Raw genomic sequence first — 21,478 nt, 5'->3', positions numbered from 1 at the left:
AGTATATGTGCGCCTGGGATACAATTTTGACAAGAGGATATTGTGAAAGATGAAACAGGGGGCCGATCTCCAGACGCTCGTCGGCTATCGCGTGCAGCAGGCCAATCTGCTGATGGAAACCGACGCCCGTGCCGCGCTGGCCGCCTATGATCTGTCGCCCGCGAAGATGACCGCGCTCATCCTGATCCGCGACAATCCGGGCTGCGATCAGACCGCGCTGGGCCGCGCGCTCAGCATCAACCGGTCCAGCGCGATGAAGCTGGTCAACATCCTCGCCGACAAGGGTCTGGTGGAACGGCGGCCGGGCCGCGACCTGCGCACCAACGCCCTGGCCCTGCTGCCCGAAGGCGCACGCCAGCTCGAAACCATGCTGGCTGCGGTGCGCCAATCCGACGCGCGCATGACGCAGCGGCTCAGCGCCGATGAACTGGTGACCCTGCACGACCTGCTCGCCAGACTCGGCCCCGCGACCGACGCCCCGGACGACGACGACTGATTACGCAGGCTTGCACAAATTGTATCATAGGCGCACAATCAGCGCGAACTAGGCGGCCGATTCGACCCAATAGCGCCGCGTGACAGGAAGAGGGACGCGCGTGACGGAAGCTGTTTGCATGGATGAACCGGAAATCCTGGGCCATGGCCTGCCGTCCGCCGCGCTGGACTGCCTGCTGCGCCCCCGGTCGGTCGCGATCGTCGGCGCGTCCGACAAGCCCGGCGCGCTGGGCGCATCGGTGCTGGCTAACCTCGTGCGGCAGGGTTTCGACGGCGACATTCATCTGGTCAATCCTAAGCGCACGGACATTGGCGGGCGGCCCTGCGTTGCCTCGGTCGATGATCTCCCCACAGGTGTCCATGTCGCTGTCCTCGCCATTCCGCGCGCGGGTGTACTGGACACGATGCGCGGCCTCGCCCGCCGCGGCGTCCGCGCCGCCGTCATCTTCTCGGCCGGCTTCGCCGAAGACGGGCCGCAGGGTCTGGCCGACCAGCAGGAGATCGCCCGCATTGCCCATGAAAACGGCATGGTGGTCGAAGGGCCGAACTGCCTGGGCCTCGTCAATTTCCGCGACAATGTCTCGCTGACCTTCATCGAAATGCCCGAAGCCAAGGCGCAGGGCGATCGCCGCGTCGGCATTGTCTCGCAATCGGGCGCGATGGCCGCGGTGCTCGCGACGACGATGATCCACCGCGACGTGCCCCTGAACTGCTACATCTCGACCGGCAATGAAGCAGCCAGCGGGATAGAGGATTATCTCGCCTATCTGGTCGACCAGCCCGACACCGCCGTCATCGCCCTCATCGCCGAGCATGTCCGCGACCCCGCCCGCTTCCTCGCCGCCGCCCGCGCGGCCAAGGCGGCGGGCAAATCGGTCGTCCTGCTTCATCCCGGCCGCAGCGCGGCAGGGGCGGAAAGCGCCGCCACCCATACCGGCGCGATGGCGGGCGACCATGCCGTCATGGCCGTCCATGTCCAGCGCGCCGGTGTCATCCTGGCGGACTCGCTGGAGGAACTGGGCGACATCGTCGAAATCCTCGCCCGCTCGCCCGACGCCGGGATCGGCGGCACCGGCGTCATCGCCGAATCCGGCGCGTTCAAGGCGATGATGCTCGACCTCGCTGAAGCGGTCGCGCTCGACCTGCCCGAACTCACCGATGCTGACAGCCCGGCGCTGCGCGCGGCGCTACCCGATTTCGTCCCCGTCACCAACCCGATGGACATCACCGCTCAGGGGCTGGTCGATCCCGGCCTCTACGGCCGCACGCTGGCCGCGCTGGCGCAGGACGACCGGATCGGCACCATCCTCCTTACCCTCATCCAGACCGACACCGGCACCTCGCACATCAAGTTCGGGGCGGTTCTGGACGCACTGAAAGCCATCGGCGAAACCAAGCCTGTCATCGTCGGCGGCGTCGATGAAGGCGGCGGCGTCTTCGCCGACGATCTCGCCGCGCTGCGCGCCGCTGGCGTCACCTATCTGCCCACCGCCGAACGGACGCTGCGCGCACTCGCCCGCATTGCCGCCCATCGCCAACGCGACGAAGCGGTCGCCCCGCTCGCCGCCGATCCGATCGCCGATCTGGCGCAGGTCGGCAGCACCATCCCCGAATATCGGTCGAAGGCGATCATGGGCGCGCAGGGCATCGCCTTCCCCGCTTTCGCGCTCGCCCAGTCGGCGCAAGAAGCCGTGACCGCCGCCGATCGCCTCGGCTATCCGGTGGTGTTGAAAGCCCAGTCGCCCGAACTGCCGCATAAGAGCGACGCCGGCGGCGTCATCATCAACCTCGCGGACGCGGAAGCCGTGACGCAGGGATGGGACCGGCTGATGGCCAACCTCGCCGCCTCGCGCCCCGGCCTCGCGCTCGACGGCGTGCTGGTGGAGGGGATGGCGGCCAAGGGCGTCGAACTGATCGTCGGCGCGCGCAACGATCCGCATTGGGGGCCGACCATCCTCGTCGGTTTCGGCGGCGTCGCGGCCGAACTGCTGCACGATGTTTGCCTGCTGCCGCCCGACCTGACCCGCGACGCGATCATCGCGCAGATCCGCACGCTGCGGATGGCGCCTTTGCTCGACGGCTTCCGCGGCGCCCCTGCAATGGACATCGGCGCGGTCGCCGACATCGTCCAGCGCCTGGGACAAATGGTCGCCGCCACGCCCGCCATTCGCGAAGTCGATCTCAACCCGGTGATCGTCTATCCGGCGGGGCAGGGCGCCATCGCCCTGGACGCGCTGATCTCGCTTTAACCAACGCCGTTCGTTTCGAGCGAAGTCGAGAAACGTGAAGCGCCGCGCTAGCCGCTTCTCGACTTCGCTCGAAGCGAACGGATGTCCTTTTTAGGTCAGCGCATAATAACGCAGCACATTCCCATCCGCGCGCCGCTCGCCAACGCCGATGAACACATGCTTGGTCAGCCAGTCATGCTTGCCGACCGGACATTCGAAACTGGGATTGCCGCGCAGATAATAATCCTGCTGCGCCACCGGCTCCCCCTCGCCGAACGCCCAGTCGCGCAGCCGCGCCATCGTATCGGGCTTGCGCCCCCACAGGAATCCGCGATTGTTAAGCAGGATCAGCGTGCCGTCCTCCTCCTCCAGCATGTAGCGCGCATCGAACACCGCCACATCGTCCGGCCGGAAATAGGCATAGTCGCCACCCGATCCCGGCACCGCCTTGCCCTTGATCCGTGGCCCTTCGAACGTCCCGCCATCGACATAGACGGCGCTGCGGTTGCCGCCCATCGGTGTATTGACGATGGTCTGCACCCGCGGAAATTGCAGCCGCACCTCCATCGCAAATTCCAGCCGCGGATTATCCAGCGTCGAAAACAGATCACTCATCATTCCAACTCCCCAATCAGCCCAATTCCAGCGTGCCGCCATCCACGAACAGATTGGCGGCGGTGATAAAACTGGCCTCGTCCGACGCCAGGAACAGAACGGCGCGCGCGACCTCGTCGGCTCGCCCCATGCGTTTCATCGGCACTGCCGCGATCATCATCTCGCGCATATTGTCCACATCATCGTCGCTCATGCCCGGATTGCGATGCAGCAGCGGCGTTTCGATCGGGCCGGGGCTGACCAGATTGACGCGGATGCCCTCACCCACCAGTTCGCCCGCTATTACCTTTATCGCGGCATATAGCCCGCCCTTCGCCGCGGCATAGGCGGTGTTGCCCGGTACGAAGGCATGGCCGCCGATCGATCCCGTCGCCACGATCGACCCGCCCCGGCCCATCAGCCGCAACGCCTTTTGGATGGCGAACACGCACCCGCGCAGGTTGACGCTATGGACATGGTCCCAATCATCGGGCGTCAGGTCGCGGAAGGGCGCAAAGCCGCCCACGCCCGCATTGACGAACAGCGTATCGATCCGCCCGTCCTGCGCGGCGATATCGGCGATCACCGAGTCCATCGCGTTGAGATCGGCAATGTCCGCGCGATAGCCCCTGGCACCGGCGATGCCCGCAACCGCCGCATCGATCGTCGCCTGGTCGCGCCCGGTCAGCCGCACGCGGGCCCCCTCCGCCGCAAAGGCCTGCGCGCTGGCCAGCCCAATGCCACTATTGCCGCCCACCACCAGGACGATCTTATCCGTAAACCGCATGTGCTCTCCAACCTTAAAAGGGAGAATGGGGATTGGGACTGTCGACCGGCACATCCTGCACCACGTCCCAATGCTCGACGATCTTGTCGCCTTCGATGCGGAAAATATCCATCGCCGCAAAGCCGATGTCGCTCGCCCACCGCCGCACATGATAATGGACGATCACATGGTCGCCGTCGGCAAAGCGCCGCTTGATGTCATGCACCGCATCCGGGTTCTCCCCGCGCACCTTGCGCAGGAACGCCTTCAGCGGCTCCAGCCCGGTATCGACCCACTGGTTGTGCTGGATATAGTCCGGCGCGATGAAGCGGTCGGCCGCATCGCCATCCATCGGGATCAGCACCTGCTCGAACATCGCCTGCACCAGGTCCAGGTTGCGCTGCTCCTGCGCGCTATAGGTCATAACCCTCTCCTCATTTTCTGCTTTCCTATTATGATAACGATCGTTATTAAAACGGCAAGTCATAACAGAGGGAGAGGGCGATGGATCGCGCCGACTATGATCGCTACGCGCGGGCGTTCAACGACCGCGACTATGACACGGTTTTCGATTTCTACGCGCCGGGCGCCAGCATCCGCTTCTTTGGCGTGGACCTTAGCACCCGCGAAGCCTTCAAGCGCTTCTACACCTTCCTCCACGCCCATGTCATCGAAACCCTGACGATCGAACGCTTCGCCTCCAGCGCCGATCTGGTCGCGCTCGAAGGGATCATCCGCGTCGAAGGCACAAAGGATCTCGACGCCGCCACGCTGGCCTCGCAAGGGCTGGACCAGTTCGCCCCGATCATGAAGGGGCAGGTGCAGGAAATGCGCCAATATATCCATTATCACGTCGCTGACGGCAAATTCACCAGCGTCGGCTGCGCGATCGTCGGCTAGGGAACTCAAGCCGCCACCCATGGCTTGACTTCACCGCCGCCAGATGTCCTATCGGAAGACCATGTCGAACAGCAGCCCGCCCAGGAAATCGTCCGCGTCCTCCAAGTCGCCGCGGCCGCGCGCTGCCGAAATCAGCCCTGCGGACACGCTCCATCGGCTGCTGCGGCTGTCCAACAAGCTGATGGCGCCTTTCTCCACCTATCTGGAACATCGCTACAAGATCAGCCTCAATGAATTTCGCCTGCTGATGCTGATCGGCCGCCACCCCCATTCGGCCAGCCACGAACTGGCCGAAATGACCGGCGTCAATCCGATGAGCGTCTCCCGCGCCGTCGCCGCGCTGCAAAAGCACGGCCGCATCGCGGTCGAGCGCGACCCCGCCAACAAACGGCGCAAGACGCTGGTCCTGACCGACGAAGGCCGGCGTCTCTACGGCCTGATGCGCCCGCAGACGGACAAGGTGGCGACCTATCTCGTCTCCGCGCTGACGACGCCGGAGGTCGATATGCTGAACCAGTATCTCGACACGCTGGTTGATACGCTTGAAGCCACGGACGACAGCGGCAACAGCCGCTTCCTCGAATTCACCCGGCCCGAAGGCGACGACGAGCCAGCCGCCTGATCCCCGAAGGAGTGGCCGCACGGCTTGCGCCATCCGCCATTTTTCCGGCACCATGAACCGGACATCCATATTTTTGGAGAATCACATATGAAGACCCGCGCTGCCGTCGCCTTCGAAGCCAAAAAGCTGCTGGAAATCGTCGAACTCGACCTGGAAGGCCCCAAGGCCGGCGAAGTGCTGGTGGAGATCATGGCGACCGGCATCTGCCATACCGACGCCTACACGCTTGAAGGCCTCGACAGCGAAGGCATCTTCCCCTCGATCCTGGGCCATGAAGGCGCAGGCATCGTGCGCGAAGTCGGCGCGGGCGTCACCAGCGTCGCGCCCGGCGACCATGTCATCCCGCTCTACACCCCCGAATGTCGCCAGTGCAAAAGCTGCCTGTCCGGCAAAACCAACCTCTGCACCGCCATCCGCGCGACCCAGGGCAAGGGGCTGATGCCCGACGGCACGACCCGCTTCAGCTACAAGGGGCAGCCGATCTTCCATTATATGGGCTGCTCGACCTTCTCCAACTTCACTGTCCTGCCCGAAATAGCGGTGGCGAAGATCCGCGAGGACGCGCCGTTCCAGTCCAGCTGCTATATCGGCTGCGGCGTGACCACCGGCGTTGGCGCGGTCATCAACACGGCCAAGGTGCAGGTGGGCGACAATGTCGTTATCTTCGGCCTGGGCGGCATCGGCCTCAACGTGATCCAGGGCGCACGTCTTGCTGGCGCGAACAAGATCATCGGCGTCGATATCAATCCGGACCGTGAGGAGTGGGGCCGCAAGTTCGGCATGACCGACTTCCTTAATTCCAGGGGCCTGTCGCGCGAAGAGACCGTGGCGAAGATCGTCGAGATGACTGACGGCGGCGCCGACTATACGTTTGATGCGACCGGCAATACCGAAGTCATGCGCACCGCGCTGGAGGCCTGCCATCGCGGCTGGGGCACGTCGATCATCATCGGCGTGGCCGAAGCGGGCAAGGAGATCATGACGCGTCCCTTCCAGCTCGTCACCGGCCGCAACTGGCGCGGCACCGCCTTTGGCGGCGCGAAGGGCCGGACCGACGTGCCCAAGATCGTCGACATGTACATGACCGGCAAGATCGAGATCGACCCGATGATTACGCATGTCATGGGCCTGGAGGAAATCAACACCGCCTTCGACCTGATGCACGCCGGTAAGAGCATCCGTTCGGTCGTGGTCTATTGATGGACATAATCAGCACCAATCGCGCCTTTGCCGGCGTGCAGGGCGTCTATAAGCACGCCTCCGCCGTCACGGGCACGGACATGACCTTCTCGGTCTATGTCCCCCCGCATGAACCGGGCGCAAAGCTGCCGGTCGTCTGGTATCTGTCAGGCCTCACCTGCACCCATGCCAATGTGACGGACAAGGGCGAATATCGCCGCCTTTGTGCGGAACTCGGCCTCATCTTCGTCGCGCCCGATACCTCGCCGCGCGGGGAAGGCGTGCCTGACGATCCCGACGGCGCCTATGATTTCGGGCTGGGCGCGGGCTTCTATGTCGACGCGAAGCAGGCGCCCTTCGCGCAGCATTATCGCATGTGGTCCTATGTGACGCAGGATCTGCCTGCGCTGATCGCATCGGAGTTTCCCGCCGCCGACATGGGCCGTCAGTCGATCATGGGGCATAGCATGGGCGGTCATGGCGCGCTCACCATCGGCCTGACCTTGCCCGACCGCTACAAGGCCGTCTCCGCCTTCGCGCCGATCGTCGCGCCCTCGCAAGTGCCCTGGGGGCATAAGGCGCTGGGCGGCTATCTGGGCGACGATCGCGCCGCCTGGCGCAAGCATGACGCCGTCGCCCTGATAGAGGATGGCGCGCGTGTCGCGGACCTGCTGGTCGATCAGGGCGACGCCGACAACTTCCTCGCCGAACAGCTCAAGCCGCATCTGTTGGAACAGGCCTGCACGGCCGCCGGCATCCCGCTGACGCTGCGCATGCAACCGGGCTATGACCACAGCTATTATTGCATATCGACTTTCATGGCCGACCATCTGCGTTGGCACGCCGAGCGGCTGACCAAGGACAGCTAGAGCATTGTATTATGTGTTCCCGCGCAGGCGGGAATACGCTTTGGGACTATCAAACGGCCCGTCGCCCGCCCAATCCCAGCATCACCACCGCCATCAGCATGAAGCTACCGCCCAGTAAAGCCGCCAGCGGCAGCACGGTCATCGACGGCAACAGCGACACCGCGCCGCTCGCCAGCGCGGTGATCGCCAGTTGCAGCGTGCCAAGCAGCCCGGTGGCTGCGCCGGCCCCGCCGCCCGCAGCGTCCAGCGCGGAAATGGCGGCGGGGGTCAGGATCAGCCCGGCCAGCGCAAAAAGCAGCATCGCATAGAGCTGGAACGTGCCGATCGAGACAGCGAGTGCAACAGTTGTAAGCGCCAGCAGCGCCGTCGCCGCGATGGCGATCGTCGCCGCGATCGACACCAGCCGCCGCGCGCCCAGCCGCCGCATCAGCGTCGGCGCGAACTGGGTGGCGATGATCGACGTCACGGCATTGAGCGCCAGCAACAGGCTATAGTGATGCGCGGTGAGGCCAAAGCCCTGCGTATAGAGAAAGGGAGCGGCGGTGACGAAGGCGAAGGGAATGGTCGTCGCCAGCCCCGCCACGATCGTCCAGCTCATAAAGGCCGGCGCTTTCAGCAACCGGCGATAGCTCTCCAGCATCGGCACCTTATGCAACCGCCGTTCGGGCGGCAGCGATTCGGGCAGGAGCATGAGGACGGCGACCAGCGCGACCACCCCGCCAGCCGCCAGCAACGCGAACAGCCCGCGCCACGACATGATCTGCAACAGGTAACTGCCCGCCAGCGGCGCCAGCACTGGCGATATGCCGATGATGAGGAAGGTGAAGGCCATCAGTTGCGCAGCGCGATGGCCGCTATGCCGGTCGCGGATCATGGCCCGCACGCTCGCCGTGCCCGCGCACGCCCCCATCCCCTGCAGGAAGCGGCAGGCGATCAACATGGTCAGGCTGGTCGCCATGGCGCAGGCGATCGAGGCGGCCGCAAACAGAGCCAGCCCGCCGATCAGCGGCCGCCGCCGCCCGAACCGGTCGCCCAGCGTGCCGAGCGGTATCTGCGCCAGCGCCAGCCCCAGGAAAAAGGCGGACAGGGTGCGCTGCACCGCGCCGCTGTCCGCCGCCATCGCGCGCGCCATGCCCGGCATGGCTGGCAGGTAGAGGTCGATGGCGAAGGGGCCAAGCGAGGATAGAAAGCCGAAGGCAACGCCCAGCAGCAGGCTCGGTTCGCTGTCTGTCCGGCCGGCCGGGGCGGTGGCGTGCGGCATCGTTTTATCTGTCCTCTCCCTAATTAATAACGATCGTTATATTTGTTTCCAGCGTTCCACAAGCATTTGCATCGGCCATTTGCGTCGGCGGCACGCGCGCGTTTCGATTTGCATATTGTGTCGTCAGCATACAATGTGGCGGCACAAGAGAGAGGAACGCCGCCCATGGCCGTCATGCCGACCACTGCCTTGCCCGCCGACGATCCGCGCAGCATCCTGGCCAGCCGGCCGATGCGCCTGCCGCAGATTGTGGCGATCGCCATCTGCTTCCTGCTCAATGCGCTCGACGGCTTCGACATATTGGCGGTGACCTTCGCCGCGCCCGGCATCGCGCGCCAATGGAGCGTCGGCCCCGGCGCGATCGGCCTGGTCGTCTCAGCCGGACTGGCGGGCATGGTCGTGGGCTCGCTGACGCTGGGCCAGCTTGCCGACCGCATTGGCCGACGCCCGCAAATCCTCCTGTGCCTCGCCATTATGGTCGGCGGCATGTTCGCCTCGGCCTTCGCCCCCAATGTCGTGGTCCTCTGCCTGTTGCGCGCCTTTACGGGCCTCGGCCTTGGCGCGGTGCTGGCGGCGGTCAACGCCGCGTCGGCGGAATTCGCCAATCGCCATCGCCGCGACCTGGCGGTCAGCATCATGGCGGCGGGCTATCCGGTCGGCGGCATCGTCGGCGGTTGGGGCGCGGCGCAACTGCTTAAAAGCCATGGCTGGGAATCGATCTTCCTTGCCGGGGCGGGTGCCACCGCGCTGATGGTGCCGCTCGTGCTGCTATGCTTGCCCGAATCGGTCGCCTGGCTCGCCACCCGCCACGGCCCCGCCGCGCTGCCGCGCATCAACGCCATATTGCGCCGCCTCGGCCAGCCGCAGGCCGGGCAGGTCAGAATCGTGGACGAACCCAAAGCATCGATGGGTCAGCTCTTCGCGACCCGCTATCGCGCCACCACCATCGCCCTCATCTTCATGTACGGCCTGCACATGATGACCTTTTACTATGCGCTGGGCTGGGCACCCTCGCTGGTCGTGGCGCTGGGCTTCGATCCGTCGCGGGCGACGATCGTGTCGGTTTTCATGAACATGGGCGGCGCGATCGGCGGGCTGACGCTGGGCTTCCTGTCGCCGCGGCTGGGCCTGCGCCCGCTGGTGATCGGCGGGCTGGGCGGCGCGGCGGTCGCGGTCGCGGTCTTCGGCGCGGTCCCCGCCGCCATGGTCTGGCTCCAAGTTGCAGCCTTCATCCTGGGTTTCCTTGCCAACGGATCGGTCGTCGGCCTCTATGCGTTGATCGCCAATATCTATCCCACCACCTTGCGCGCGACCGGCACCGGCACGGTGATCGGCTTCGGCCGTATGGGCGCGGCGCTAGGCCCGTTTCTCGCCGGACAATTGCTGGCGGTGGGGGCGGGCAGGGGGGTCACCTCCCTGCTGCTCGCGCTCGGCTCGGCGGTCGCCGCGCTGGTCCTGCTGCTGTCGCACCTGCGCCCGGCCGATGAAGAAATACACCTGCCATAAAGCGGTCGCGGAACCGTCAGAGCGTGCATTTTCTCTCTGGCCCACTCCAGAATATTCGTGTAGATGAAATATTCATGGATGCGAAATCATCAGATCGCGATGTCGGCGCGCCCCTCCTGATCCTGCCGGGATTGCTGTGCGATTCCCGCATGTTTGGCGAAACGCTGGCGGCCTTCCCTGATAGCGCCGTGGTCGATGGTTTTTACGTCGGTTGTGATCGAATCGAGGCGATGGCCGATTATGTCCTTGCCTGCATGCCCGATCGCTGCGCCCTGCTGGGCCATTCCATGGGCGCGCGGGTCGCGTTGGAAGTGCTGCGCAAGGCGCCCGATCGCGTCGAACGCCTCGCTCTGGTCGACACCGGCGTCCATCCGGTCAAGCCCGGCGAGCGCGAGAGTCGCTACCAGTTGCGCGACATTGGCCGCGCCCAGGGCATCGGCGCACTGGTGGGCGAATGGCTCCCGCCGATGATGGGCTTTGCGGCCCTGCGCAACGAAGCCCTGATGGACGCGCTCTACGCCATGGCGGTCGATGCCGGCCTGCCCACGTTCGAAGCGCAGATCGAAGCGCTGCTGGGCCGCCCGTCAGTCGATACGCTGTTGCCCACCATCGCCTGCCCGACGGTCGTCATGGTCGGCCGGCAGGACCAATGGTCCCCGGTCGCGCAACATGAATCCATCGCCGCCGCCATCCCCAATGCGCAACTGCGCATCGTGGAAGGCGCCGGCCATATGATGCCTGCGGAAGCGCCACAGGCCTTCAACCAACTCTTGCGCGAATGGCTCAACACACGCCCCGCGCCAGATTTTCGTGCACTTCCAGATCAAGTCGAAGGAGAGGTTTGAATGACTGACAAGACCCTGCAGCAACTGCTCGATGAAAAGGGCGACATCGTCACATTCCTGCGTAACCAGCAGGTCGGCCCCAATGCCTATCCGGGCGTGCCGGGCGAATATAGCAACTGGCGCGACGAACAGCGCAGCTGGGCGGAAAGCTCGGTCCTGTTCAACCAGAGCTTCCACATGGTCGATCTGCTCGTCACCGGCCCCGGCGCGTTCGACATGCTGTCCTACCTCGCCCCCAACAGCTTCAAGGGCTTCGTGCCCAACCGCGCCAAGCAGTTCGCCCCCGTCACGCCCGAAGGCTATGTGATCGGCGACGTCATCCTCTTCTATCTGGAAGAAGAAAAGTTCGAACTAGTCGGCCGCGCCCCCTCGATCGAATGGGTCGAATATTGGGCCTCGACCGGCAAGTGGGACGTGAAGGTGGAACGCGACGAGCGGACCATCGCCCGCCCGCTCGACCAGCAGGGCTATCGCCGCAACTATCGCTTCCAGCTGCAGGGCCCCAACGCCATGCCGGTGCTGGAAAAGGCGATGGGCCAGACTCCGCCGGACCTTAAATTCTTCCACATGGCGCCGATCAATATCGCCGGCGTCGAAGTGCGCGCGCTGCGTCACGGCATGGCGGGCCAGCCCGGCTACGAACTGTTTGGTCCCTGGAAGGATTATGACACCGTCCGCAATGCGCTGATCGAAGCGGGCAAGGATTATGGCCTGACCCTCTGCGGCGGCCGCACCTATTCGTCCAACACACTGGAATCCGGCTGGATCCCCTCGCCGCTGCCCGCCACCTATACCGGCGAGGGCTCGAAGGGCTTCCGCGAGTGGGCCAGCGAAAACAGCTATGAAGGCAAATGCTCGCTCGGCGGCAGCTTCGTCTCCGACAATATCGAAGACTATTATCTCAACCCCTGGGAACTGGGCTATGGCATCATGGTCAAGTTCGACCATGAGTTCGTCGGCCGCGAAGCGCTGGAAAAGATCAAGGACCAGCCGCATCGGCAAAAGGTCACGCTGGCCCTCGACAATGAAGACATTGTCCGCGTCATGAGCTCGATGCTCCAGACCGGCGACAAGGCGAAGTTCCTCGAATTCCCCAGCGCCGTCTATTGCATGCACCCCTATGATGCGGTGCTCAAGGACGGCAAGACCGTCGGCCTGTCCACCTGGATCGGCTACACCATCAACGCCGGCCGCTTCCTGGCGCTGGCGATGGTCGACGCGGAATATGCCGCGCCGGGCACCGAAGTCACCCTGCTGTGGGGCGAACCCGATGGCGGCACGTCGAAGCCCACCGTCGAGCGCCATGTCCAGACCGAAATCAAGGCGATCGTCTCCTCGGTCCCCTATTCGGAAGCCGCGCGCGACAATTATGCCGACGGCTGGCGCACCAAGGCTGCGTAACAGCATGACATCCTGAGCGGGATGGGATGGGGGATGCCTGCAAGGTGTCCCCCGTTTTCGTTTCGGGGATGAGGGCGCGCAAAGCTATTGGTCCGGTGACGACCAAGAGCGGACATGTTCCCCCTCCCGCTGGCGGGAGGGGAATGGCAGGAAGCCACCCTAACCCGCTCAACCAAAACTCTTCCAATGTAGGATTTTGTCTGATCTCTCCTTGTAGATGGACCAGCATATCCGCGCCTGCCCGACCTCCTCCGCCGCCCTGTCGCTTCGGTGTCGCGCGCCGGGCGCGTCAGCGTCGCGTCGCGGTGACCCAGTCGTGGCGTCGGTGTGGCGTCACCCTGACGCGGATGTGACCCATCTGTGGCCTCAGCGTGGCGTCGCTATGGCTTGGCGCACACTATTGGCCCGTTTCACCCCACGACACTGTATACTTCGGCCCGTCGCGTCCATAACGCACTACGCCTTAGACCGCCGGCATCTCCGCGGCGGTGAAAAGGCTGACCGCCTGCTCCAGCTTGGCGATGGTCCGCCCTTCCACGTCGGCGGTGAAACGCGGCACGGGAATCGCCAGCGCAAACGCGCCGACCGCCACATCGTCCACCATCACCGCCATGCCCAGGCCGCAAATGCCCGGCGTATATTCCTCGCGCGTGCGGCCGATGCCGGTGGCGCGGACCTCCGCCAGTTCGGCGCGCAACTGCGCCTCGTCAGTGATGCTGCTGGGGGTGAAGCTCTCCAGCCGCGCCTGCGCGAAATAGCCGTCGAGTTCCTCGTCGCTCATGGTGGCCAGCAGCGCCTTGCCCGCCGCCAGGCAATGGAGCGGACTGCGCGTGCCGACGCTGATAGAATAGCGCAGCGATTGTTCGGCCGTCTCGGTGACGATCGCTTCCAGATGCCAGCCGTCGCGGATGAAGAAGGACGCGGTCTCGTTCATCTGCAACCGCAGCGACTTGACCAGCGGCCGGACCTTGTCGGCCAGCGACATGGCGATCCTCGGCGACGCCAGCCGCTCCAGCGCAGGGCCGGGCAGGTAACGCCGCCCTTCGCGGGTCAGATAGTGGCGTTCCGCCAGCGTCGCGAGCAGGTAGGACAGGCTGCTGACCGGGATAGCCAGGCCGGCGGCGATCTCCTGCGCCACCACGCCTGCCGGACGCGCCACGACATATTCGATGATGTCGATGGTACGCATCGCCGATTTGACGGTGGACGGCGTGGTGCCATTCATGGTTCAGCGAACCCCCAATTAAAACGTCAGGCTGCCCCGCCTTTCGGCAAAGCGCCAGCCTGTCTCTATGCGCACGAAACGGTCGTGAAAGGAACCGACTTTCGGGCCGCCTTCGCCGGTGAACAGCAGCATCGCGCTTTCCCCCGTCGCTTCGCCCTCGCTCAGCACGTCGATCACGACATTGGAACAGACATGCCGCGTGGTCCGCGCCGGCCGGGCGAGGAAGGCGGCCAGGATCGCGTCGCGTCCCTCCGTCCATTCACCGGGCGCGGTCGGGCGCGCCATGCGGCCATCGGGCGCATAGAGCGCCGCGACATCCGCCCATCGGCCCGCATCGTTGAGATTGGCGTAGAGTGCGACCAGCCGGGCGCAATCCTGCTCGATGGCGCGACGCTCGTCGTCCGTCACAATCTGGCGTCCGCCAGGTCCGCCCCAGCGCGCAGCGACCGTAGCTTCTTCCACGTCACAGCCGGATCGATCTTGCCATATCCCGCAAAGGTGCCGAAGCCGCAATCGGTGCTGGCGATCACCCGGTCCTTGCCGACGATCCCGGCGAAGCGTTCGATCCGCTGGGCGATCAGTTCGGGATGTTCGACATAGTTGGAACAGGTATCGATCAGGCCGGGAGCCAATATCTTGTCGTCCGGCAAGACGCCACGCTGGGCCGCATCGCGCCACACCGTCCATTCATGTTCGTGGCACGGATTGGCGCCTTCGAACAGTATGGTCGCCGGGCGGGCGGCCAATATGATGTCGATCACCTTTTCCAGCGGAATGTCATGATCGTGCGGCCCTTCATAATTGCCCCAGCAAATATGCATCCGCATCCGGTCCGCCGGTATGTTGGCGGTGGCGGCGTTCAACGCTTCAACATTGGCGGCGGCGATCTTGACGAACTCTTCCTCGCTCGCATCCTGATAACCGGTGTGGCGCGACATGGCGAGGTCGGGGCAATCGAGTTGCAGGTCGAATCCCGCGGCGACGATCGTCTCATATTCCTCGCGCATCGCATCGACCAGGTCGGCCAGATAGGCTTCATGGCTGGGATAGTGGCGATTGACCTGAAAGGCGGTGATGAGGCCGGGGGAGGCCGCGTTCATGAAGGCGCGGGTGCCGGGGTGATCAGCCAGCGCCGCCTTGAACCGCCGAATGTCGTCGTGCAGCGGCTCCAGCGTCACCAGTCGCACCGGGCCGATGCAGGAGGCACGGGTAAATTCCTGCGATCCCATGATGGCCGCCAACTTCTGGCGCAATTCGGGCAGGGGCGCGAGATCGGCTGCGACCTTGCGGTCGATATGCCCGCCAAAGCCGGACAGGCGCTCGATCATATAGGTGGAATAGCCGACCTTCCCCAGTTCGCCGTCGCTGACGATGGACACGCCCGCGTCGATCTGTGCCGCGACCGCTTCGCTCACCGCCAGCTGGACCGCCGTGTCGAACGCGGCGGCGTCATAGGGCTCGCCCTTGTCACGGGCCAGCAACAGCGGGGTCAGCGCGTTTCCGCGCGGCAGGCTGCCGACATGGGTGGTGGCTATGGTCATGCATCTCTCTCCCTTGGTCGGAAGACAAGTGCCATAAATTCACGGATATGGGTATATCATAAACGCGAATTTATCGATCAGGCGGCGCGGGTTCATCTGGACAATCGCGCCGCCATGCCTATATACCGATCGGTATGAAAATGGCAGTCGAACCCGTAACGAGAGGACGCCCTAGGGAATTTGATCCTGAGGAAGCCCTGTCGGCTGCGCTCCAGGTCTTCTGGACCCGCGGCTATGAAGGCGCGTCCTTGGCTGAGCTGACCGAGGCGATGGGCATCACCAAGCCCAGCCTTTACGCCTGTTTCGGCAATAAGGAAGCCTTGTTTCACAAGGCGCTGGACCTCTATGAGCGCGACAAGCTCTGTTATATGCGCTCCGCCCTCGATGCGCCCACCGCGCGCGGTGTGGCCGAACGGTTGCTGCGTGGCACGCTCCAGATCCAGACCGGTGGCAATGATCCCCGCGCCTGCCTGGGCGTGATCTCGATGGTCGCCTGCACGACTCAGGCCGACTCGATCAAGACCGACGTGATCGCGCGCCGCGCTTCGTCCGACAAGGCGCTGGTGGAACGGCTGGAGCGCGCGAAGGCGCAAGGCGACCTGCCGGCCGGGGTCGAGCCTGCCGCGCTCGCCACCTATCTGACCGCCGTCATACAGGGCATGGGCGTACAGGCCAGCGGCGGCGCGACCCCGGCGCAGCTCGAACAACTGGTCGAAACTACCCTGGCGATGTGGCCCACCGCCTGAGCCTCTCCGTCCCGTTCAGCACCGCTTCATAAATTTTTACCAAGCGGTACAGAAAGCGGTTGACGAGATGCGGCATCGCATTATATACCGATAAGTATGAAATCCGGTTGAGGCACAGCCTCGAAGGAGGCTCCATGCCTATTACCTGTTTACGTATCTGCAAGTGACATCGACGTAACGGCCGTTTCGGCGCGCCGCATCTACATCAACATCTGGTCATGCCGGACGGGGTGAACGCCCTGCTGCGTATGCCGCTGCGCATTCCGATCCCACCGGGGTTCGGGAGACGGTGCTGCTCATCCTGAACGGATGGCGCGGCCATCATGCGCGCAATCAGGGGACGAATATCATGGCCTATATTGATTTTGCCCAGCCGCTGCTCGCGGTGGGGGATGGCATCCCTTTGTCTGCGGTGCGCGACCGTATCATGGCGACCGCCATCGGCTTTTCGCCGACCGAATGGCAGGTGGTGCAACTCGCCCGCCGCGACGGCATGGCATCGCTGCGCGAACCGGGCCTCTGGACCCGGATCAAGACCATGATCTTCGGGCCGCAACCGCATTTCCGGCTCGCCAGCAAGCGGCTGGAAGCGCTGCGGCGCCTCGCCGTGGATAGCTGGCACAACGGCTTTGCCGTGCGCCCGTCCGCCATCACCGATTTCCGCAACGCCGGTTTCAGCGAGGGTCAGCTTGAACTGCTCCTGTCCGCGATCACCGCCGCGCGCCACAGCATCAAAGGGATTTCTGCATGAACATGATCACGGAGATCGATGCCGACACGCCGACCGGGGCAATCCGGTCGGACAATGCGGGCAAGCGCTGGAGCGGGCGGCATGTCGCCTGGGCCGCGCTGGCGCTGGCGATCGTCGGGGGCGTGACCTGGCAATATGCGGGCCAGCCGCAGGCGCAGGCGTCCGCTGCGCCGGTGGTGACCGTGGGCGTCGCCGCGCCGCTGATGCGGCAGGTGGTGCAGTGGGACGATTATGTCGGCCGCTTCGCCCCCAGTCAGACGGTCGATGTCCGGCCACGCGTGTCGGGGCCGGTGACGGCGATCCATTTTCGCGACGGCGATGTCGTGCGCAAGGGGCAGTTGCTCTTCACGCTCGACCAGCGGCCCTTCCTTGCGGCGCTCGCCGAAGCCCAGGCCAATGTCGCCAGCGCGCGCAGCGGGCTGCGACTGGCGCAGGCCGATTATGCCCGCGTTCAGCGCCTGTCCGGCGACGAAGCGGTGTCAGCCAGCGAGATCGACACGCTGCGCGCCCGCCTGCAAGCCGCGCAGGCGGCGCTTGCGGCGGCCGACGCTCGCGCCCGGACCCGCGCGCTGGATGTCGAATTTACCTTGGTCCGCGCCCCCATTTCCGGCCGGGTGTCCGACCGGAAGGTCGATATCGGCAATCTGGTGTCGGGGGCGGAAGGCGCTGGCGCCAGTCTGCTCACCACGATCAATGCGCTCGACCCGATCTATTTCAGCTTCGACGCCTCCGAAGCGCTGTTCCTAAAATCACAGCGCGACCATGCGGAGGGCAAAGGCGGCGAGGTGGAAATCCGCTTGCAGGATGAAGCTGATTATCGCTGGAAGGGGCGGCTCGATTTTACCGATAATGGGCTCGATCCCCGGTCGGGCACCATTCGCGGCCGCGCCGTCCTCAGCAATCCCGACCTGTTCCTGACCCCCGGCCTGTTCGGCAATATGCGCCTGTCCAGCGGCGGCAAGGTCAATGCCCTGCTGGTCCCGGACGCGGCGATCCAGTCCGACCAAGCGCTCAAGACGGTGCTGGTGGTCGGCCGCGACGATGTCGTCGCCGCCAAGCCGGTGCAGCTGGGGCCGCTGGTTGACGGGCTGCGGATCATCCGTTCGGGCCTCTCGCCGCAGGACAAGGTGGTCGTGGCCAATGTGCAGGCCGCCATGCCCGGCGCGAAGGTCGCGAGCCGCGGCGCCGCGATCCGGGCGGTGGCTGCGCCGATCACGCCCACTGACGGGGCCGCGCCGGTCGCGTCGCAGGCGACCTTCGAGCGGTAACAGCCGCCTCTTTCACTCAATATCCCTGCCCGTGATCCGCCGCCCTGGCGGATCGCGCGCCCTCCCTTTTGCTCTTCGCAAAGGACTTGCCCGATGCGTTTCTCGCGCTTTTTCATCGACCGGCCGATCTTCGCCGCCGTTATCGCGGTGGTCATCACCGTGGTCGGCGCGCTGGCCTTTATCGGCCTGCCGGTCAGCCAATATCCCGACATCGTGCCCCCTACGGTCACGGTATCCGCCCAATATCCCGGCGCGTCCGCCGAAACAGTCGCATCGACCGTGGCCGCACCGATCGAACAGGAAATCAACGGCGTCGACGATATGCTCTACCAGAGCAGCCAGTCGACCGGCGACGGGAAGGTGACGATCACCGTCACTTTCAAGATCGGCACCGACCTCGACGCCGCCCAGGTGCTGGTCCAGAACCGCGTCGCCGTCGCCGTGCCGCGCTTGCCCGAAGAGGTGCAGCGCTTGGGCGTGGTGACGCGCAAGACGACGCCCGAATTTCTGATGGTGGTCAATCTCCAGTCGCCCGACGGCACGTTCGATCGCAATTACCTCTCCAACTACGCGTTGACGCAGGTCCGTGACCGGCTGGCCCGGCTCGACGGCGTGGGTGACGTGCAACTGTTCGGGTCACGCGACTATGCGATGCGGGTCTGGATCGATCCGGGCCGCGCCGCCGCGATGGACCTCACGGCGGGCGAAATCGTGTCGGCGCTGCGGGCGCAGAATGTTCAGGTGTCGGCCGGCGCGATCGGCCAGCCGCCCTATGATCGCGGCGAAGCCTTCCAGCTCGGCGTCGAGATGCAGGGTCGCCTGACCTCACCCGACCAGTTCGCCAACATCGTGATCCGCAGCGACGCCAATGGCCGGCAGGTCCGCGTGCGCGACGTTGCCCGCGTTGAACTGGGCGCGCAGGATTATGCGATCAACACCTATCTGTCGAACAAGCCCACCGTCGTCATCGCGGTGATGCAGCGCCCCGGTTCCAACGCGCTCGACGCGGCGGAGCATGTGAAGGCGGAAATGGACCAACTGTCCCAGCGCTTTCCCAAGGGGCTGGAATATAGCGTCATCTATAATCCCACCGAATTTATCAGCCAGTCGATCGACGCGGTCTATCACACGCTGATCGAAGCCGTGCTGCTGGTTGTCCTCGTCATCCTCGTCTTCCTGCAAAACTGGCGCGCAGCGATCATCCCGATCATCGCTATTCCCGTATCGCTGATCGGCACGGCAACGATCCTGGCGGGCCTGGGCTATTCGCTCAACAACTTGTCGTTGTTCGGCCTGGTGCTGGCGATCGGCATCGTCGTCGATGACGCCATCGTGGTGGTCGAAAATGTGGAGCGCAATATCGGCCAGGGCATGACTCCCCTGGAGGCCGCACGGACGTCGATGGACGAGGTGTCGGGCGCGCTGGTGGCGATTGTGCTGGTGCTGTGCGCGGTGTTCGTGCCGACGCTCTTCATCACCGGCATTTCCGGTGCCTTCTACCAGCAGTTCGCGGTCACCATTTCGACCGCGACGATCATCTCCCTGATACTGTCTCTCACCCTGTCGCCTGCCGCCGCCGCCCTGCTGCTGCACGCCAAGCACGGTCCGCGAGACCGCAGCAACGACCCGCTGTGGCGGCAGAAGCTGGGCGTCGCCGTCGATGGCTTTAACAACGGCTTTGATCGGATGAGCGAGGGCTATGCCCGCCTCACCCGCTGGCTGGTCGCCCGGCCCAAGAAGATGCTGGCGACCTATGCTGGGCTCATCGTGGCGACGGCGGGCCTGTTCTGGGTGACGCCCGCGGGATTCATCCCGTCGCAGGACCAGGGCTATTTCCTGGCCGTGGTGCAACTCCCCTCCGGCGCGTCGCTCGAACGCACCGACAAGGTGACGCGCGAAGTGGCGGACAAGATCCTGCCAATCAAGGGCCTACGCGGCGCGGTGATGTTCGCCGGCTTTGATGGCCCGTCGCAGACCGCCGCCCCCAATTCCGCCGCGATCTACTTCCCGTTCAACAGCTTTGCCGAACGCAAGAAGGAAGGCGTCACCTATGCCGGGATCATGGCGGAGGCGAACAAGGCGGTCGCCGGCTATGACAAGGCGCGCATCCTGCTGGTGCCGCCGCCGGTGATCCAGGGCATCGGGTCGGGCAGCGGCTATCGCATCATGCTGGAGGACCGGCAGGACCGTGGCTACGCCGAACTGAACAAAGTTGCGCAAGACTTCATTGGCAAGGCCAACCAAACGCCCGGCCTCAACATGATCTATACCCTGTTCGACGTCAGCACCCCGCGCATCTACGCCGATGTCGATCGGGCCAAGGCCGACCTGCTCGGCGTGCCCCCGGAGCGCGTGTTCGAAGCGATGCAGGTCTATCTGGGGTCTACCTTCGTCAACGACTTCAACCTGCTCGGCCGGACCTATCGCGTCACGGCGCAGGCGGATGCGCAGCATCGCGGGACTGTGGCGGATATCGCCAACCTCAAGACCCGGTCCAATGCCGGCGGCATGGTGCCGATCGGTTCGGTCGCGACCTTCCGCGACAAGACCGGCCCCTACCGCGTGGTGCGCTATAATCTGTTGCCCGCGGTGGAGGTGGATGGCGACACGGCGCCCGGCTATTCCTCCGGCCAGTCGCTCACGACCATCGACAAGATGAGCGCGGCGCTGCCCGAAGGCTATGCCAGCGAATGGACCGGCATCGCCTATCAGCAAAAGACTGCTGGCAACACCGCCGGTATCGTCTTCGGCATGGCCGTCTTCTTCGTCTTCCTGGTGCTGGCGGCGCAATATGAAAGCCTGACGCTGCCGCTTGCGATCATCCTGATCGTGCCGATGTGCCTGTTCGCCGCGATGCTGGGCATCAACCTGCGGGGCATGGACAATAATATCCTGACGCAGATCGGCCTGGTGGTGCTGATCGCGCTGGCTGCGAAGAACGCCATCCTGGTGGTGGAATTCGCCAAGCAGGCGGAGGAGGAACAGGGATTGTCGCCGGTCGAAGCCGCGGTGCAGGCGGCGCAGACCCGGTTGCGCCCGATCCTGATGACCAGCTTCGCCTTTATCCTGGGCGCAGTGCCCCTGGTGATCGCGACCGGCGCAGGGGCTGAACTCCGGCAGGCGCTGGGGACGGCGGTGTTCTTCGGCATGGCCGGCGTGACGGCTTTCGGTCTGCTCTTCACCCCCACCTTCTATGTCGTATGCCGCGCGCTGGGCGATCGCTTCGCCCGCCGCCGGCGCCCGGAAGCCGACGCTGCATTGCAGCCGGCCGAATGAGGAAC

Annotated in this window: 20 protein-coding genes; 13 read left to right on the top strand and 7 right to left on the bottom strand. The window is 64.8% G+C overall.

The window, feature by feature from the left end:
- Positions 1-49: 49 nt before the first annotated feature.
- Entirely contained in the window at positions 50-496 is a 447-nt protein-coding gene (locus tag CEQ44_RS00370) for a MarR family winged helix-turn-helix transcriptional regulator (protein WP_088185321.1), read from the top strand.
- Positions 497-614: 118 nt separating this feature from the next.
- Positions 615-2,744, top strand: coding sequence for an acetate--CoA ligase family protein (locus CEQ44_RS00365; RefSeq protein ID WP_176400403.1), 2,130 nt, complete (start codon positions 615-617; stop codon positions 2,742-2,744).
- Positions 2,745-2,834: 90 nt separating this feature from the next.
- Here the strand turns inward: CEQ44_RS00365 and CEQ44_RS00360 are convergent, their stop codons facing one another.
- Genes CEQ44_RS00360 through CEQ44_RS00350 form a run of 3 tightly spaced genes read right to left on the bottom strand, consistent with a single transcriptional unit; the run spans position 2,835 to position 4,507 of the window.
- Positions 2,835-3,338: a DUF3237 domain-containing protein gene (locus CEQ44_RS00360; protein WP_088185346.1), complete on the bottom strand. Its 504-nt coding sequence runs from the start codon at positions 3,336-3,338 to the stop codon at positions 2,835-2,837.
- 16 nt (positions 3,339-3,354) lie between these two features.
- Complete coding sequence (locus CEQ44_RS00355; RefSeq protein ID WP_088185323.1) at positions 3,355-4,104, bottom strand: SDR family oxidoreductase; 750 nt, start codon at positions 4,102-4,104, stop codon at positions 3,355-3,357.
- 13 nt (positions 4,105-4,117) lie between these two features.
- Positions 4,118-4,507, bottom strand: coding sequence for an ester cyclase (locus tag CEQ44_RS00350; RefSeq protein WP_088185324.1), 390 nt, complete (start codon positions 4,505-4,507; stop codon positions 4,118-4,120).
- A gap of 80 nt (positions 4,508-4,587) precedes the next feature.
- Here CEQ44_RS00350 and CEQ44_RS00345 point away from each other — a divergent pair, with 80 nt between their 5' ends.
- The 4 genes from CEQ44_RS00345 to fghA all read left to right on the top strand — a co-directional run bounded on the left by CEQ44_RS00345 (position 4,588) and on the right by fghA (position 7,653).
- Complete coding sequence (locus CEQ44_RS00345; RefSeq protein ID WP_088185325.1) at positions 4,588-4,983, top strand: nuclear transport factor 2 family protein; 396 nt, start codon at positions 4,588-4,590, stop codon at positions 4,981-4,983.
- Between the two features lie 43 nt (positions 4,984-5,026).
- Positions 5,027-5,605 carry a MarR family winged helix-turn-helix transcriptional regulator gene (locus tag CEQ44_RS00340; protein WP_088185326.1) on the top strand — a complete coding sequence of 193 codons (579 nt, stop codon included), beginning with the start codon at positions 5,027-5,029 and terminating at the stop codon, positions 5,603-5,605.
- 87 nt (positions 5,606-5,692) lie between these two features.
- Positions 5,693-6,805, top strand: coding sequence for an S-(hydroxymethyl)glutathione dehydrogenase/class III alcohol dehydrogenase (locus tag CEQ44_RS00335; RefSeq protein ID WP_088185327.1), 1,113 nt, complete (start codon positions 5,693-5,695; stop codon positions 6,803-6,805).
- On the top strand, positions 6,805-7,653 hold the full coding sequence (gene fghA, locus CEQ44_RS00330; protein WP_088185328.1) for an S-formylglutathione hydrolase: 849 nt from the start codon (positions 6,805-6,807) through the stop codon (positions 7,651-7,653). Before CEQ44_RS00335 ends, fghA begins: the two co-directional genes overlap by 1 nt.
- Before the next feature lie 49 nt (positions 7,654-7,702).
- On the opposite strand, the gene CEQ44_RS00325 is transcribed toward fghA, so the two are convergent.
- Positions 7,703-8,914 (bottom strand): multidrug effflux MFS transporter, encoded by a 1,212-nt coding sequence (locus tag CEQ44_RS00325; RefSeq protein WP_088190059.1) that lies wholly within the window; start codon positions 8,912-8,914, stop codon positions 7,703-7,705.
- A gap of 165 nt (positions 8,915-9,079) precedes the next feature.
- On the opposite strand from CEQ44_RS00325, the gene CEQ44_RS00320 reads away from it, so the two are divergent.
- The 3 genes from CEQ44_RS00320 to CEQ44_RS00310 all read left to right on the top strand — a co-directional run bounded on the left by CEQ44_RS00320 (position 9,080) and on the right by CEQ44_RS00310 (position 12,666).
- Positions 9,080-10,420, top strand: coding sequence for an MFS transporter (locus CEQ44_RS00320; protein WP_254913898.1), 1,341 nt, complete (start codon positions 9,080-9,082; stop codon positions 10,418-10,420).
- A gap of 74 nt (positions 10,421-10,494) precedes the next feature.
- Positions 10,495-11,265, top strand: coding sequence for an alpha/beta fold hydrolase (locus CEQ44_RS00315; protein ID WP_088185329.1), 771 nt, complete (start codon positions 10,495-10,497; stop codon positions 11,263-11,265).
- Positions 11,266-12,666 carry a glycine cleavage T C-terminal barrel domain-containing protein gene (locus tag CEQ44_RS00310; protein WP_088185330.1) on the top strand — a complete coding sequence of 467 codons (1,401 nt, stop codon included), beginning with the start codon at positions 11,266-11,268 and terminating at the stop codon, positions 12,664-12,666.
- Positions 12,667-13,129: 463 nt separating this feature from the next.
- On the opposite strand, the gene CEQ44_RS00305 is transcribed toward CEQ44_RS00310, so the two are convergent.
- From CEQ44_RS00305 to CEQ44_RS24760, 3 genes are read right to left on the bottom strand one after another with little or no spacing between them, the layout of a single operon-like run.
- Entirely contained in the window at positions 13,130-13,891 is a 762-nt protein-coding gene (locus CEQ44_RS00305; RefSeq protein ID WP_088185331.1) for an IclR family transcriptional regulator, read from the bottom strand.
- A gap of 18 nt (positions 13,892-13,909) precedes the next feature.
- On the bottom strand, positions 13,910-14,299 hold the full coding sequence (locus tag CEQ44_RS24765) for a nuclear transport factor 2 family protein (RefSeq protein WP_254913897.1): 390 nt from the start codon (positions 14,297-14,299) through the stop codon (positions 13,910-13,912).
- Entirely contained in the window at positions 14,296-15,432 is a 1,137-nt protein-coding gene (locus tag CEQ44_RS24760) for a cobalamin-independent methionine synthase II family protein (RefSeq protein ID WP_088185333.1), read from the bottom strand. Before CEQ44_RS24760 ends, CEQ44_RS24765 begins: the two co-directional genes overlap by 4 nt.
- A gap of 134 nt (positions 15,433-15,566) precedes the next feature.
- Between CEQ44_RS24760 and CEQ44_RS00290 the strand changes: the two genes are divergently transcribed.
- From CEQ44_RS00290 to CEQ44_RS00275, 4 genes are all read left to right on the top strand, one after another.
- Positions 15,567-16,178 (top strand): TetR/AcrR family transcriptional regulator, encoded by a 612-nt coding sequence (locus CEQ44_RS00290; RefSeq protein ID WP_373438197.1) that lies wholly within the window; start codon positions 15,567-15,569, stop codon positions 16,176-16,178.
- Positions 16,179-16,467: 289 nt separating this feature from the next.
- Entirely contained in the window at positions 16,468-16,929 is a 462-nt protein-coding gene (locus CEQ44_RS00285) for a hypothetical protein (protein ID WP_256960007.1), read from the top strand.
- Positions 16,926-18,197, top strand: a complete 1,272-nt coding sequence (locus CEQ44_RS00280) for an efflux RND transporter periplasmic adaptor subunit (protein WP_088185334.1) — start codon at positions 16,926-16,928, stop codon at positions 18,195-18,197. Before CEQ44_RS00285 ends, CEQ44_RS00280 begins: the two co-directional genes overlap by 4 nt.
- 93 nt (positions 18,198-18,290) lie before the next feature.
- Positions 18,291-21,473: an efflux RND transporter permease subunit gene (locus CEQ44_RS00275; RefSeq protein ID WP_088185335.1), complete on the top strand. Its 3,183-nt coding sequence runs from the start codon at positions 18,291-18,293 to the stop codon at positions 21,471-21,473.
- The last annotated feature ends 5 nt before the right edge of the window (positions 21,474-21,478 follow it).

Source organism: Sphingobium sp. Z007 (assembly GCF_900013425.1).
Classification (GTDB): domain Bacteria; phylum Pseudomonadota; class Alphaproteobacteria; order Sphingomonadales; family Sphingomonadaceae; genus Sphingobium.
The sequence above is the reverse complement of the archived record's forward strand: the minus strand, read 5'-3'. Positions and strand labels throughout refer to the sequence as shown.

Excerpts from the sequence above, each read along its gene's own strand:
- CEQ44_RS00280 (WP_088185334.1), top strand. The coding sequence starts at position 16,926 with ATGAACATGATCACGGAGATCGATGCCGACACGCCGACCGGGGCAATC.
- CEQ44_RS00275 (WP_088185335.1), top strand. The coding sequence starts at position 18,291 with ATGCGTTTCTCGCGCTTTTTCATCGACCGGCCGATCTTCGCCGCCGTT.
- CEQ44_RS00350 (WP_088185324.1), bottom strand. The coding sequence starts at position 4,507 with ATGACCTATAGCGCGCAGGAGCAGCGCAACCTGGACCTGGTGCAGGCG.
- CEQ44_RS00305 (WP_088185331.1), bottom strand. The coding sequence starts at position 13,891 with ATGAATGGCACCACGCCGTCCACCGTCAAATCGGCGATGCGTACCATC.
- CEQ44_RS00320 (WP_254913898.1), top strand. The coding sequence starts at position 9,080 with ATGGCCGTCATGCCGACCACTGCCTTGCCCGCCGACGATCCGCGCAGC.
- CEQ44_RS00340 (WP_088185326.1), top strand. The coding sequence starts at position 5,027 with ATGTCCTATCGGAAGACCATGTCGAACAGCAGCCCGCCCAGGAAATCG.
- CEQ44_RS00360 (WP_088185346.1), bottom strand. The coding sequence starts at position 3,338 with ATGAGTGATCTGTTTTCGACGCTGGATAATCCGCGGCTGGAATTTGCG.
- CEQ44_RS00315 (WP_088185329.1), top strand. The coding sequence starts at position 10,495 with ATGGATGCGAAATCATCAGATCGCGATGTCGGCGCGCCCCTCCTGATC.
- CEQ44_RS00365 (WP_176400403.1), top strand. The coding sequence starts at position 615 with ATGGATGAACCGGAAATCCTGGGCCATGGCCTGCCGTCCGCCGCGCTG.
- CEQ44_RS00290 (WP_373438197.1), top strand. The coding sequence starts at position 15,567 with ATGAAAATGGCAGTCGAACCCGTAACGAGAGGACGCCCTAGGGAATTT.
- CEQ44_RS00335 (WP_088185327.1), top strand. The coding sequence starts at position 5,693 with ATGAAGACCCGCGCTGCCGTCGCCTTCGAAGCCAAAAAGCTGCTGGAA.
- fghA (WP_088185328.1), top strand. The coding sequence starts at position 6,805 with ATGGACATAATCAGCACCAATCGCGCCTTTGCCGGCGTGCAGGGCGTC.
- CEQ44_RS24760 (WP_088185333.1), bottom strand. The coding sequence starts at position 15,432 with ATGACCATAGCCACCACCCATGTCGGCAGCCTGCCGCGCGGAAACGCG.
- CEQ44_RS00325 (WP_088190059.1), bottom strand. The coding sequence starts at position 8,914 with ATGCCGCACGCCACCGCCCCGGCCGGCCGGACAGACAGCGAACCGAGC.
- CEQ44_RS00355 (WP_088185323.1), bottom strand. The coding sequence starts at position 4,104 with ATGCGGTTTACGGATAAGATCGTCCTGGTGGTGGGCGGCAATAGTGGC.
- CEQ44_RS00345 (WP_088185325.1), top strand. The coding sequence starts at position 4,588 with ATGGATCGCGCCGACTATGATCGCTACGCGCGGGCGTTCAACGACCGC.
- CEQ44_RS00370 (WP_088185321.1), top strand. The coding sequence starts at position 50 with ATGAAACAGGGGGCCGATCTCCAGACGCTCGTCGGCTATCGCGTGCAG.
- CEQ44_RS00310 (WP_088185330.1), top strand. The coding sequence starts at position 11,266 with ATGACTGACAAGACCCTGCAGCAACTGCTCGATGAAAAGGGCGACATC.